Here is a 13,726-nt window from a genome sequence, read left to right as displayed (position 1 = left end):
GTAACGGGAAGGCTCCATGCTCAAGGGGTTGGCGCTGGCGCTGGCGATCCTGGTGGCGCTGCTGCAGTATCGGCTGTGGCTCGGCCAGGGTGGTATCGAGGAACTGCGCGAGGTGCGCCAGCGAGTGGCGACGCTCGAGGCGGCCAACCAGCCGCTGCGTGACCGCAACGCGCGCTTGGCCGCCGAAGTGCTCGACCTCAAGACCGGCCTCGACGCCATCGAGGAGCGCGCGCGCAGCGACATCGGCATGGTACGCACCGACGAGCAGTTCTTCTGGGTGCCCGATGTGACGGTGGAGGCCTCGCCGGTGGTCAACCCGGTGCCCGCCGCACGCCTGGGGGCGAGCCGGTGAGTGCGGCTCCCTGGCTGGTGGTGCCGGCGGCGGGGCGGGGGCGGCGCATGGGCGCGGATCGCCCCAAGCAGTACCTGTCGCTGCGGGGGAGCCCGGTGTTGGCTCATACGCTGGTACGGCTGCACGCCGCCCTGCCCGAGGCCAGGCTCTGCCTCTGCCTGGATCCCGATGATGGCTGGTTCGACCCCGCCTGGGTACCCTTCGCCGACTGGCGCCGGGTGCCCGGGGGCGTCGAGCGCGCCGACTCCGTGGCCAACGCCCTGGCCGCCATCGCGTCCGAGGCCCATGGCGACGACCTGGTGCTGGTCCATGACGTGGCGCGTCCCTGCGTCAGCGTGGCGGACCTGGGTCGGCTGATGCGCGTCCTGGCAGACGATCCGGTAGGTGGGCTGCTGGCAGCGCCGGTGGCCGACACCATGAAGCGCGACGACGGCAACGGTCGGGTCGCCCTTACCGAGCCCCGCGCGGGCCTCTGGCACGCCTATACGCCCCAGGGCTTTCGCTACGGCCTGCTGCTACGGGCGCTGCGAGACGCCGCGGCGTCCGGCGTGGCGGTCACCGACGAGGCCTCCGCGGTGGAAGCCCTGGGCCAGGCACCGCGGCTGGTGCCCGGACGTCGCGACAACCTCAAGATCACCCATCCCGAGGACCTGGCCCTGGCCGGCATGATCCTGGCCGCCCAGGCCTCGGCGTACAGCGAGACGACGCCGGCGGGCGTTGCGGAGAGATGATGCGAATCGGCCATGGTTTCGATGTCCACCGCTTCGGCGAGGGCGACCACCTGATGATCGGCGGCGTTGCCGTCCCCTTCGAGCGCGGCTTTGTCGCACACTCCGATGGCGATGTACTGCTGCATGCCATCAGCGACGCCCTGCTGGGCGCCTGTGCGCTGGGCGATATCGGGCGGCACTTCCCCGATACCGACCCGGCCTGGGAGGGCGCCGATAGTCGCGATCTACTGCGCCGCGTGGTGGCCCTGGTGCAGGCGGCCGGCTATCGGGTCGGTAATCTCGATGCCACCCTGATGGCCCAGGCGCCCAGGATGGCTCGCCATATCGAGGCGATGGCGGCCAATATTGCCGCTGACCTGGGGGTCGGGCGCGGAGCCGTCAACGTCAAGGCCACCACCACCGAGCGTCTGGGCTTTACCGGCCGTGGCGAGGGCATTGCCGCCGCGGCGGTAGTGCTGCTGCTGCCGGTCTCGGGGACGATTTTAGGACAGTCGGGCGAACGCCGGTGAGTGATACCGCTACACAACCTCGGGTCGATGCCATCGACTGGCCGCCGGCCTGGCCGCGGGTGCTCGATGCCGAGCTTGGTCCACCAGTGGCCGGGGACTACCGGGCGCGCCCCGAGGACTTCATGGTCGAGGAGGTGCTCGATTTCACCCCCGAGGGGGAGGGCGAACATCTCTGGCTCTATATCGAGAAGCGCGGCCTGACCACCGCCATGGCGGTGAAGGAGCTTGCACGGCTATGTGAAGCCTCGCCGCGGGCGGTGGGCTACTCGGGAATGAAGGACCGGGTCGCGGTGACCCGCCAGTGGCTATCGGTGCAGCTGCCGGGCCGCGAGGCGCCGGCGGGATTGCGCGAGGCCCTGGCTGCGAGTGGTGTGCGGGTGTTGGAGATGGCGCGCCATCCGCGCAAGCTCAAGCGCGGCGTGCATCGAGCCAATCGCTTCCGGCTGCGCCTGACCGGGCCGGTCGTGAGCGACGCTGCCTTCGCGGCTCGCTGGGAGCGCCTGCTCGAGCGTGGGGTAGCCAACTATTTTGGCCCGCAGCGCTTCGGGCCGGACGGGCGTAACCTGCTGCGCGCCCGCTCACTGCTGGCCCGCGGCTGGCGCAAGCGCGATGACCGCGACGGCATGTTGCTCTCGGCGGCGCGTAGCTTCCTGTTCAACGAGCAGCTTGCCGAGCGTATCCACGAGGGCGGCTGGGACCGACTGCTGGCGGGTGAGGTGGCCAACCTCGACGGCACCGCCAGCCAGTTCACCGTCGAGTCGCTCGATGCCGGGCTCGAGGACCGCGCGGCGCGCCTCGACCTGCACCCGAGTGGCGTGCTGTGGGGCACCGGGGTGTCGGTGGCGAGGGGGGAGGCGCTGGCTCGCGAGGTGCGCCTGGCCAACCGCTTCCCGGCGCTGTGCGCAGGCCTCGAGGCGGCCGGCGTGCGTCTGGGGCGTCGGCCGCTGCGCCTGCGCCTGGTGGAGGCGAGCCTCGAGCGCGGTGAAGGCGAGCTGTGGCTCGCCTTTACGCTGCCCCGCGGCGCCTTCGCTACCGCAGTACTTCGAGAATTGATCGCGCACCCGACCCTGTGACGGGTGCGCCTACGCGAGGATTCCAGATGCGCCGACTGCTGCTCTCCAATGATGATGGCGTGCATGCCCCCGGACTGCGCGCCCTGCACGATGCCTTGGCCCCTCATGCCAAACTGCGTGTGGTGGCGCCGGACCGCGACAAGAGCGGGGCCAGCAACTCACTGACCCTGACCCGCCCGCTGGCGATGTCGGCGCTGGACAACGGCTTCTACAGCGTGGATGGCACGCCGGCGGATTGTGTCTACCTGGGTGTCAACGGCGTCTGGAACGAGAAGCCCGACCTGGTGATCTCGGGCATCAATCATGGCGGCAACCTGGGCGATGACGTTCTCTACTCCGGCACTGTCGCCGCCGCCATGGAGGGGCGCAACCTGGGCATGACGGCCATCGCCATGTCGCTGGTGGGCCATCGCCACTTCGAGACGGCCGGCCGGGTGGCGGCGAGCCTGGTGGGGGCCGCGGAACAGCTCTCGCTGCCGCCGCGCAGCCTGATCAATGTCAATGTGCCTGACCTGCCCTGGGACGAGATCCAGGGTTTCCGGGTGACCCGCCTGGGCTATCGCGGTCCCGCGGCACGGCCCCAGGAGGTACGCGATCCCCGTGGTCGGGTGCGCTGGTGGATCGCCGCCGTGGGCGCGAACGCCGACGATGGCACCGATACCGACTTCGCCGCTGTGGAGGCTGGCTTCGTTTCCATTACCCCGCTGCAGACCGACCTCACCCGGCATGCGGCTATCGCGGATGTAAAGGGCTGGCTGGATGCACTCACCTGAACGCCTGGCCGAGCTGGTGCGCGGGGTGGGCATGACCTCCCAGCGTACCCGCGACCGGATGCTGGAACGCCTGGTTGCCCAGGGCATCCGCGATCCTCGGGTGCTCGAGACCCTCGGCCGTGAGCCTCGCCACCTGTTTCTGGACGAGGCGTTGTCCCACCGCGCCTACGAGGATACCTCTCTGCCCATCGGCCATGGCCAGACTCTCTCCCAGCCGTGGATGGTGGCGCGCATGACCGAACTGGTGCTGCAGGCATCGCCACAGCGAGTGCTGGAGATCGGCACCGGCTCCGGCTACCAGACCCTGGTCCTCTCGCGGCTGGTGCCGGAACTCTGGTCCATCGAACGGATCAATGCCTTGCACCGTCGCGCCGCCGAGCGGCTGCGTCTGCTGGGCGTGCACAATGCTCACTTGCGCCTCGCTGACGGCGGTCATGGCTGGGACGAGGCCGCGCCCTTCGACGTCATCCTGCTGACCGCCTGTGCCAGCGAGCTGCCGGCAGCGCTGCTCGCCCAGCTCGCCGAGGGTGGCGTGCTGATTACCCCGCTGTCCGATGCTCGCGGCCGCCAGTGGCTGACGCGTATCCAGCGCCAGGACAACAAGTTCGAGCAGCGACGGCTGGAGCCGGTGCGCTTTGTGCCGCTACTCGAGGGCGTCATTCGTTGAAAGGAGTCCGCTGTTGAAGCGATACCTCGGTATCATCCTCAGGGGCGCCGGCATGGGCGCCGCCGACGCGGTCCCCGGCGTTTCCGGTGGCACCATCGCCTTTATCACAGGCATCTACGAGGAGTTGATCCATACCATCAAGCAGTTCGGGCCCAGCGCCTTCGGCGCCTGGCGCCGGGGCGGGAGTGCTGGCCTGGTGGCCCATCTCAATCTGCCCTTCCTGCTGCCGCTGCTGCTGGGCATCGCCGTCAGCCTGGTCAGCGTTGCTCACCTGGTGGTGTGGCTGATGGAGGCCCACCCCCTGCTGCTCAACGGCTTCTTCTTCGGGCTGGTGCTGGCTTCGGCGCTGGTGGTCAGCCGACATCCTGCCGACTGGCGCTGGTGGCATATCCTACCGCTGGTCGGTGGCTTGCTGCTGGCCCACGGCCTGCCCTCGCTGATGCCGCTGGTGACCGAGCTGGGCAGCCGTGAGGTGATGTTGCTGGTAGGCGGTGCGATTGCCATCAGCGCCATGATCCTGCCCGGGGTCTCGGGCAGTTTCCTGCTGCTGACCATGGGCCTCTATGGCACCGTGATGGACGGCATCCGCGGCTTCGACCTGGGGCTGATCGGGCTGTTCGGGCTGGGTTGTGCCGTCGGGCTGTTCGCCTTTTCACGGCTGCTCTCCTGGCTGCTCGACCGCTTCCATACCGGTACCCTGCAGTTGCTGGTGGGCTTCATCATCGGTTCGTTGCCGGTACTCTGGCCGTGGCGAGAGCTGATACGCTACCAGCTCGGCCCGGAGGGACAGATGATTCCACTGGACTACCGCTACCTGACACCGGGCGACTACGCCCTGCTCACCGGTGATGCCCCGCAACTGGTGGCCGTGGTGGCGCTGATGCTGGCGGGGGCGATCGGCGTGCTGCTGCTCGACCGCGCCGGGCGACGCCCGGCAACCATGCGTGGGAAGCGTTCACATGGGGCAAGCCCTGATATGGCAGACTCTCGAGGGGCAAGCTCTCAAGGGGCAAACAAGGAGGAAGGCTCTGATGCGTAAGGTATTGATGATTTCGGGCCTGGCCCTGGCGATGGCCGGTTGTGCCAGTCAGCAGGACTCTCCGGGGCAGGTGCCGGTGCGCGATCTGTCGGCGAGCCGTTCGGACTCCGGGGCGAGCCACTATACCGTTGAGCGGGGCGATACCCTCTACGGCATCGCCTGGCGCCATGACATGGACTACCGCGATCTGGCACGACTCAACCGCATTGGCCCGCCCTACGAGATCCAGCCGGGCCAGCGCCTGGTGCTCGAAGGCGGGGCGGACGGAGGAGTGCCGGCGGCTCGGCCGACTGACGACGGCGCAAGCGCCGTGGCGGTGGCCACGCCGCTCGGCGGCGCCCAGGCCGAGGCCGACTCCGGCGACATGGAGTGGCTGCTGCCCAGCGGTGAGATCGAGACCGTGTCCCGCGCCGATCGCGCCGCTGCCACCGCCGGCGAGGACGTGTCCCAGGCGGCTGCCGACGACGACAGTGGTCCGGGACCGGTCTACTCGCCGGATAGCCCCGGCGCCGATGGCAGCCTGAGCGAGCGAGACCTGGCCGAGCGTAGCGAGCGCGATGCCGAAGGTGAGGCCGGGCAGGTCGCCGAGGCGAGTGAGGCCCCAGAAGTGGCCGAGGCCGCTGACCGGGAAGAACCTGCCCGCGAAGTGGCCAGTCAGGCACCGCGTGAAGAGGCCACCGAGGCCGATGCAGGCACCGCCGTTGCCGGCGGCACCCAGGGTGTGGATCGCGGCTCGCGGACCTATTCACCGGTCGCCGAGGTGCCCTGGCAGTGGCCGGCAAGTGGCGATGTGGTCGGTCAGTTCGGCGATGGTGGCGCGATTACCGCCGGCATTGATATCGCCGGACAAAAGGGGCAACCTGTCAAGGCGGCAGGGCCCGGGATCGTGGTTTATGCGGGCAGCGGTGTCAGGGGCTACGGCAAGCTGATTCTGCTCAAGCATAACGACCAGTTCCTGAGTGCCTACGCCCACAACGACACGCTGCGGGTAAGCGAGAATGACGTGGTCGAGGCTGGGGAGGTGATTGCCACCATGGGCGACAGCGATGCCGAGGACGTCAGGCTGCATTTCGAGGTGCGCAAGGATGGCCAACCCCAGGACCCCCTGGGCTACCTGCCCTCACGCTGAGGCCGCGCCCCGCTGGATACGTCCCGGCGTGACTGTCACACAATAATAATCGGTTTCGCCGATGCTCTAGGGCATCGGCGACAGGACGCAAGTACGGGGTAGCCATCGATGAGCATGCTTGAACGGGACCTTCAGGATGTGGATCTGGACACGCTCGAGGAGAAGGATAACAACATCGTCGATGCCATCGACGAGCCGGAGGGTGACGACGAGGCGGCCTTCGAGAAGGCACTGACCCGCGAGGACCGCTACAGCCACCAGAGCCTCGACGCCACCCAGATCTACCTCAATGAGATCGGCTTCTCGCCGCTGCTGACTCCCGAGGAGGAGGTCTTCTACGGCCGCCTGGCCCAGAAGGGCGACCCGCTGGGCCGCTCGCGCATGATCGAGTCCAACCTGCGGTTGGTGGTGAAGATCGCCAGGCGCTACCTCAACCGCGGCCTCTCGCTACTCGACTTGATCGAGGAGGGTAACCTCGGGTTGATCCGTGCCGTGGAGAAGTTCGACCCCGAGCGCGGCTTCCGCTTCTCCACCTATGCCACCTGGTGGATCCGCCAGACCATCGAGCGGGCGCTGATGAACCAGACCCGCACCATTCGCCTGCCCATCCACGTGGTCAAGGAGCTCAACATCTATCTGCGCGCGGCCCGCGAGCTGACCCAGAAGCTCGATCACGAGGCCACTGCGGAGGAGATCGCCGACCACCTCGACAAGCCGGTGGAAGCTGTCAAGAAAATGATGGGGCTCAACGAGCGCATCTCCTCGGTGGACTACCCGGTGGGCGGTGACAGCGACAAGCCGCTGATCGAGACCCTGGCCGACGACAACGACCATGGCCCCGAGTCGAGCCTGCTCGACGGCGACGTCAAGCAGCTCGTGGACGAATGGCTCTCCGAACTCACCGAAAAGCAGCGCGAGGTCGTGGTGCGTCGCTTCGGTCTGCGCGGCCACGAGGCGGCCACCCTCGAGCAGGTGGGGGAGGAGATCGGCCTGACCCGGGAACGGGTCCGCCAGATCCAGGTCGAGGCCTTGAAGAAGCTGCGCCGGGTGCTCGAGAAGCAGGGGCTCAGCCTGGATGCCATCTTCGCCTGATAGTCCTGGGTGGTCTTGGGCCGTAAGATTCGCCATATTTCTTGCCATATTTAGTGATTAACAGCGATAAGCTACCATTCATATGGTGGCTTTTTTCGTGATTTGCCGCGCGCTTGCAACGATAATCTCCGGTTTTCCCATCCATTTCCGTTCAGGAGTCCGCCATGGCCCGGCCGCTGATCGCCGAGATCGACCTCGACGCCTTGCGCCACAATTACCGTCTCGCCTGTGAGTGCGCTCCCGAGAGCCGCTGTGTCGCCGTGATCAAGGCCGACGCCTATGGCCATGGTGCGGTGGCCTGCGCGCGCGCCCTGGAAGGAGTCGCTCCCGCCTTCGCGGTGGCCTGCATCGAGGAGGCCGTGACCCTGCGCGAGGCGGGTATCACGGCCCCCATCGTGCTGCTCGAGGGCATCTTTGCCGCCGACGAGCTCGCCCGGGTGGAAGCGCTGGGTCTGTGGATGGCGATGCACAGCGACTGGCAGCTGGAGGCGCTGCTGGCATACCGCCCGGCGAAGCCGATCCCGGTATGGGTCAAGGTGGATTCCGGCATGCACCGCCTGGGCTTTTCTCCCGAGCGTGTCGAGGCGGTATGGCAGCGCCTGTTGGCTGCCCCGGGGCACGCCTGCGACTTGCAGCTGATGAGCCACTTCGCCACCGCCGACCTGGTGGACACCGGCTATTTCGAACGCCAGATGGCGAGACTCGAGTCCCTGGCCCAGCGCCTGGGTGCGCCGCTCTGCCTGGCCAACTCGCCGGCGACCCTGGCCCGCCCCGAGGCACACGGCGCCTGGAATCGCCCAGGCGTAATGCTCTACGGCAGCGACCCGCTGGAGGTTCCCAATGACGTGACCTTCCGGCTTGCCCCGGTGATGACCCTGCGCTCGGCGATCATCGCCGTGCGCGAGCTTCCCGCCGGCGAACCGGTGGGCTACGGCGGGCGTTGGCTCACCCCGCGCCCCACGCGCATCGGTGTGGTGGCGTGTGGCTACGGTGATGGCTACGACCGTCATGCCATGGATGGCACGCCAGTGCTGGTGGCAGGCAAGCGCGCCGCCATCGCCGGCAAGGTCTCCATGGACATGCTCACCGTCGATATCACCGCTATTCCCGAGGCCGACATCGGCAGCGAGGTCGTGCTGTGGGGCAGGGCGGCCAACGGCCTGGTGCTGCCGGTGGACGAGGTGGCCCGACACTGCGATACCATCAGCTACACCCTGCTCACCGGGGTGCTGCCAAGGGTGCCGAGGCGGTATCATGGAGCAGTCGGGGACGAACAGCCGGGGACAGACCCCGATTAACCTTGTAGAAGGAGAGGGTTCACATGGAGCGGTCCGTTAATTGGGGTCTGTCCCCATGAGACAGAATTTTGCCCATCCCCGCTACTGGCATGTCTGGCTGGCCATCGGGGCCATGTACCTGGCAGCCTGGCTGCCCTGGCGGCTCAAGCTGTGGATCGGCAAGCTGATCGGGCTGGCGGCGCTGCGCCTCGCCGGGCGGCGTCGGCATATCACCGAGACCAACCTCAGGCTGTGCTTCCCGGAGCTCGATGACGACCAGCAGCGGCGACTGGTCAGGAAGACCTTTATCGCCAACGGCATCGGTCTGATGGAGACCGCGACCGGCTGGTGTCGCGACCCGGAGCACCTTCGTCATCGGGTAGTATTCAAGGGCCAGGAGCACCGCGCCCGGCTGCAGGCGGCGGGCAAGGGCGCACTGATCCTCGGCGTGCATTTCTCGACCCTGGACCTGGGAGCCGCCCTGCATTCGCTCTACTTCCGCGCCGATGCCGTGCAGCGCCCCCACGACAATCCTCTCTTCGCCCGCTTCATGGGGCATGCCCGCGCGCCCTACTTCGATGCGGTACTCGATCGTTATGACCTGCGCGGCGTGGTACGCCGGATCAAGGCCGGCCATGCGGTCTGGTATTCGCCGGATCAGGACTTCGGCCGCGACGCCAGCGTCTTCGCCCCCTTCTTCGGCATCCAGGCCGCCACGGTGAAGATGACCGCGCGCATCGCCCGCATGACCGGGGCAGCCGTGATTCCACTGGTCTTTCACCGCAACCTGGACGGCCGCACCTATACCCTCGAATACCTGCCGCCGCTCGCGGATTTCCCCAGCGGCGATGAGGTGGCCGACGCCACGCGCATCAATGCGGTGATCGAGGCGGCAATCCGCAAGCACCCCGAGCAGTACCTGTGGCTGCACCGGCGCTTCAAGACCCGGCCGGAAGGCGAACCCGGGTTCTATTGAAGCAATGCTTCAATAGAACCCGGGAACCGTTAGCGGTAAGCCATAAGAAACATCCCGAAGATTTGAACTGCGCCTCGCAAGTTGGACACTCAATCCAACCTTCGGGGTGCAGTTCAAAGGCCCGGTACGTCTTCTATAGTGGGGTAGCCACTATCGATACCCGAGGAGGTCGAGATGAGTACTGTGGAAGCCAATGTACGGCCCGACTATGACGCCGAACTGCAGAAGATCGCCGACTATATGTTGAATAGCCGGATCGAGAGCGATGAGGCCTGGGATTCCGCCAGGCTCTGCTTGATGGATACTCTGGGTTGCGGCCTGCTGGCGCTGCGCTTTCCGGAGTGCACCAAGCATCTGGGGCCCCTGGTGGAGGGCACCGTAGTGCCTCATGGTGCCAGGGTGCCAGGCACTTCCTTCCGGCTGGACCCGGTCAAGGCGGCCTGGGATGTCGGGGCCATCGTGCGCTGGCTCGACTATAACGACACCTGGCTGGCGGCCGAGTGGGGGCACCCCTCGGACAACCTCGGCGCCATCCTCGCCGTGGCCGATCACCTCGCCCAGAAACGGGTCGCCCAGGGCGAGGCACCACTCACGATGCGTGACGTCCTCGAGGCGATGATCATGGCTCACGAGATCCAGGGGGTGCTGGCGCTGGAAAACTCCTTCAACCGGGTGGGGCTCGACCATGTGGTACTGGTCAAGGTGGCTTCCACGGCGGTGGCGGCGAAGCTGCTCGGTGCCGATCGCGAGCAGCTGCTCGCGGCGCTCTCCCATGCCTGGGTCGATGGTCAGAGCCTGCGTACCTATCGTCACGCACCGAACGCTGGTTCACGCAAGAGCTGGGCGGCGGGGGACGCTACCTCCCGGGCAGTGCGCCTGGCGGATATCGCCCTGCGCGGCGAGATGGGTGTGCCCGGTGCCCTGAGCGCCCCCCAGTGGGGCTTCTATGACGTGCTGTTCAGTCATACCAATCGTGACCTGGCCACCAAGCCCGAGGGAGAGCGCCGCTTTCGTTTCCAGCGTGAGTTCGGTAGCTACGTGATGGAGAACATTCTCTTCAAGCTCTCCTTCCCGGCGGAGTTCCATGCCCAGACGGCCTGTGAGGCGGCGGTGACCCTGCATCCCCGGGTGAAGGGGCGCCTCGACGAGATCGAACGCATCGTCATCACCACCCATGAGTCGGCTATCCGCATCATCTCCAAGGAGGGAGACCTGGCCAACCCGGCGGATCGTGACCATTGCCTGCAGTACATGATCGCCGTGCCGTTGATGCTGGGTGAGCTGACCGCCGAGCACTACGAGGATGACTTTCATGCCTCGCACCCCGAGCTCGATACGTTGCGCAGCAAGATGGAGGTGGTCGAGGAGCCCCGCTATACCCGCGACTACCTGGACCCCGAAAAGCGCTCCATCGCCAACGCCATCCAGATCTTCTTCACCGATGGCACCGCTACCGAGCAGGTCGCCGTGGAGTATCCCATCGGTCATCGCCGGCGTCGTGGTGAGGGTATTCCGGTGCTGGAGGCCAAATTCCGGCGCAACCTCGAGACGCGCTTCCCGCGTTCCCGCTGCGAGCAGATACTGGCACTTTGCCAGGACGGACAGCGTCTGCAGGCGACCCCTGTCCATCGCTTCATGGACCTTCTGGTGATCTGACGGCGGGGAGGCGGCAGGCTGGCGGAAAGAATCATGGCGCCGGTGGTGTAATAGGACTACATTTTTCTCTGTAGGGGCTTGCACCCCACCCGGGAAAGCCGTAAAGTACGCATCCGCTGCCGGCGACGAGCAAACGTTGCAGGCGGTGGAAGTGGCAGAAGTGATTGTTCTGCATGGATTTTTTTCGAAACAAGTTGCATCGCTTCGAAACATTCCAATTGACAATCACCGCGCATTCGGTAGAATGCCCGCCACGGTTTCGCAGCCGCCTCGAGGGGCGGGGCAGTCAGCAGTCACGGCAAGCACGCTTCGCCAAACACCGCTTGACACCGCCAGGCGAAACGGTAGAATACGCCTTCCTCGCAGGGCGCTGACGAGACGGAGTTCGCTTCGGTCGGCAGCAAGCGAGACGCTTCACTCGAAAGGGTCGAAGCCGCTCTTTAACAATCGATCAGGTAATTCATGTGGGCGCTTGTCGATGGCTCGGTGATTCATATCATTGAACCATCAAGGCAAGCGACTCGTCATAGATCTTCGGGTCTATTTGAGAACGTTTGAACCTTGAGTCAAGTTTGGTGCTGCTTCAAGCACTTATGATCTTAAACTGAAGAGTTTGATCATGGCTCAGATTGAACGCTGGCGGCAGGCCTAACACATGCAAGTCGAGCGGAAACGATGGAAGCTTGCTTCCAGGCGTCGAGCGGCGGACGGGTGAGTAATGCATAGGAATCTGCCCGGTAGTGGGGGATAACCTGGGGAAACTCAGGCTAATACCGCATACGTCCTACGGGAGAAAGCAGGGGATCTTCGGACCTTGCGCTATCGGATGAGCCTATGTCGGATTAGCTAGTTGGTGAGGTAATGGCTCACCAAGGCCGCGATCCGTAGCTGGTCTGAGAGGATGATCAGCCACATCGGGACTGAGACACGGCCCGAACTCCTACGGGAGGCAGCAGTGGGGAATATTGGACAATGGGCGAAAGCCTGATCCAGCCATGCCGCGTGTGTGAAGAAGGCCTTCGGGTTGTAAAGCACTTTCAGTGGGGAAGAAAGCCTCGAGGTTAATACCTTCGAGGGAGGACATCACCCACAGAAGAAGCACCGGCTAACTCCGTGCCAGCAGCCGCGGTAATACGGAGGGTGCGAGCGTTAATCGGAATTACTGGGCGTAAAGCGCGCGTAGGCGGCGTGATAAGCCGGTTGTGAAAGCCCCGGGCTCAACCTGGGAACGGCATCCGGAACTGTCAGGCTAGAGTGCAGGAGAGGAAGGTAGAATTCCCGGTGTAGCGGTGAAATGCGTAGAGATCGGGAGGAATACCAGTGGCGAAGGCGGCCTTCTGGACTGACACTGACGCTGAGGTGCGAAAGCGTGGGTAGCAAACAGGATTAGATACCCTGGTAGTCCACGCCGTAAACGATGTCGACTAGCCGTTGGGGTCCTTGTGACCTTTGTGGCGCAGTTAACGCGATAAGTCGACCGCCTGGGGAGTACGGCCGCAAGGTTAAAACTCAAATGAATTGACGGGGGCCCGCACAAGCGGTGGAGCATGTGGTTTAATTCGATGCAACGCGAAGAACCTTACCTACTCTTGACATCGTGCGAACTTGGTAGAGATACCTTGGTGCCTTCGGGAACGCACAGACAGGTGCTGCATGGCCGTCGTCAGCTCGTGTTGTGAAATGTTGGGTTAAGTCCCGTAACGAGCGCAACCCTTGTCCCTATTTGCCAGCGATTCGGTCGGGAACTCTAGGGAGACTGCCGGTGACAAACCGGAGGAAGGTGGGGACGACGTCAGGTCATCATGGCCCTTACGAGTAGGGCTACACACGTGCTACAATGGCCGGTACAAAGGGTTGCGAAGCCGCGAGGTGGAGCCAATCCCGAAAAGCCGGTCTCAGTCCGGATCGGAGTCTGCAACTCGACTCCGTGAAGTCGGAATCGCTAGTAATCGTGAATCAGAATGTCACGGTGAATACGTTCCCGGGCCTTGTACACACCGCCCGTCACACCATGGGAGTGGACTGCACCAGAAGTGGTTAGCCTAACTTCGGAGGGCGATCACCACGGTGTGGTTCATGACTGGGGTGAAGTCGTAACAAGGTAGCCGTAGGGGAACCTGCGGCTGGATCACCTCCTTACCGATATGTCGCCGACTGTCGGCAAGTGCCCACAATGAATTACCTGATCGACCAGAGCAAAAGACTGTTTGGGTATAGGCCCAGCGTGACCCTAGGGTTTTCGCTCAGTTGGTTGGAGTGCGCCCCCTGACCTTTATGGACAGGAGGGTGAGGTCGGCAAGCCGGCCTCGCTCAGCCAGCGAGAGAAATGGTGTTGGGTCTGTAGCTCAGTTGGTTAGAGCGCACCCCTGATAAGGGTGAGGTCGGCAGTTCAAATCTGCCCAGACCCACCAGATTTTATCCAGTACCGCGTTGTTTTGTGACTCGCATGGCA

General features: G+C 65.0%; 12 protein-coding genes, 1 tRNA gene and 1 rRNA gene. All 14 read left to right on the top strand.

What is annotated here, in order from left to right:
• Positions 1-16: 16 nt before the first annotated feature.
• A complete protein-coding gene (ftsB, locus tag NFH66_RS12205) occupies positions 17-352 on the top strand; it encodes a cell division protein FtsB (protein WP_349610502.1) in 336 nt (111 codons plus the stop codon).
• Entirely contained in the window at positions 349-1,083 is a 735-nt protein-coding gene (ispD, locus tag NFH66_RS12200) for a 2-C-methyl-D-erythritol 4-phosphate cytidylyltransferase (RefSeq protein ID WP_349610501.1), read from the top strand. The genes ftsB and ispD overlap by 4 nt, the downstream gene beginning before the upstream one ends.
• A complete protein-coding gene (ispF, locus tag NFH66_RS12195; RefSeq protein WP_349610500.1) occupies positions 1,083-1,592 on the top strand; it encodes a 2-C-methyl-D-erythritol 2,4-cyclodiphosphate synthase in 510 nt (169 codons plus the stop codon). The genes ispD and ispF overlap by 1 nt, the downstream gene beginning before the upstream one ends.
• On the top strand, positions 1,589-2,665 hold the full coding sequence (gene truD, locus NFH66_RS12190) for a tRNA pseudouridine(13) synthase TruD (RefSeq protein ID WP_349610499.1): 1,077 nt from the start codon (positions 1,589-1,591) through the stop codon (positions 2,663-2,665). Before ispF ends, truD begins: the two co-directional genes overlap by 4 nt.
• 26 nt (positions 2,666-2,691) lie before the next feature.
• Positions 2,692-3,438 (top strand): 5'/3'-nucleotidase SurE, encoded by a 747-nt coding sequence (gene surE, locus NFH66_RS12185; protein ID WP_349610498.1) that lies wholly within the window; start codon positions 2,692-2,694, stop codon positions 3,436-3,438.
• The gene (locus NFH66_RS12180) at positions 3,425-4,105 is read left to right on the top strand and encodes a protein-L-isoaspartate(D-aspartate) O-methyltransferase (protein WP_349610497.1); all 681 of its coding nucleotides are present in this window, start codon (positions 3,425-3,427) and stop codon (positions 4,103-4,105) included. Before surE ends, NFH66_RS12180 begins: the two co-directional genes overlap by 14 nt.
• A gap of 52 nt (positions 4,106-4,157) precedes the next feature.
• The gene (locus NFH66_RS12175) at positions 4,158-5,144 is read left to right on the top strand and encodes a DUF368 domain-containing protein (protein ID WP_502878675.1); all 987 of its coding nucleotides are present in this window, start codon (positions 4,158-4,160) and stop codon (positions 5,142-5,144) included.
• Positions 5,137-6,273 carry a peptidoglycan DD-metalloendopeptidase family protein gene (locus NFH66_RS12170; RefSeq protein WP_349610496.1) on the top strand — a complete coding sequence of 379 codons (1,137 nt, stop codon included), beginning with the start codon at positions 5,137-5,139 and terminating at the stop codon, positions 6,271-6,273. The genes NFH66_RS12175 and NFH66_RS12170 overlap by 8 nt, the downstream gene beginning before the upstream one ends.
• A gap of 114 nt (positions 6,274-6,387) precedes the next feature.
• Positions 6,388-7,365 carry an RNA polymerase sigma factor RpoS gene (gene rpoS / locus NFH66_RS12165; protein WP_502878674.1) on the top strand — a complete coding sequence of 326 codons (978 nt, stop codon included), beginning with the start codon at positions 6,388-6,390 and terminating at the stop codon, positions 7,363-7,365.
• 164 nt (positions 7,366-7,529) lie between these two features.
• Positions 7,530-8,663 carry an alanine racemase gene (gene alr, locus NFH66_RS12160; RefSeq protein WP_349610494.1) on the top strand — a complete coding sequence of 378 codons (1,134 nt, stop codon included), beginning with the start codon at positions 7,530-7,532 and terminating at the stop codon, positions 8,661-8,663.
• Between the two features lie 55 nt (positions 8,664-8,718).
• Positions 8,719-9,618, top strand: coding sequence for an LpxL/LpxP family Kdo(2)-lipid IV(A) lauroyl/palmitoleoyl acyltransferase (gene lpxL / locus NFH66_RS12155; RefSeq protein WP_349610493.1), 900 nt, complete (start codon positions 8,719-8,721; stop codon positions 9,616-9,618).
• A gap of 174 nt (positions 9,619-9,792) precedes the next feature.
• Complete coding sequence (locus NFH66_RS12150) at positions 9,793-11,274, top strand: bifunctional 2-methylcitrate dehydratase/aconitate hydratase (protein WP_349610492.1); 1,482 nt, start codon at positions 9,793-9,795, stop codon at positions 11,272-11,274.
• A 601-nt stretch (positions 11,275-11,875) separates the two neighbouring features.
• Positions 11,876-13,413, top strand: a 16S ribosomal RNA gene (locus tag NFH66_RS12145).
• Positions 13,414-13,608: 195 nt separating this feature from the next.
• A tRNA-Ile gene (locus NFH66_RS12140) sits at positions 13,609-13,685 on the top strand.
• Positions 13,686-13,726 lie beyond the last annotated feature (41 nt).

This window comes from Halomonas sp. H10-9-1 (assembly GCF_040147005.1).
Classification (GTDB): Bacteria; Pseudomonadota; Gammaproteobacteria; order Pseudomonadales; family Halomonadaceae; genus Halomonas.
The sequence above is the reverse complement of the archived record's forward strand: the minus strand, read 5'-3'. Positions and strand labels throughout refer to the sequence as shown.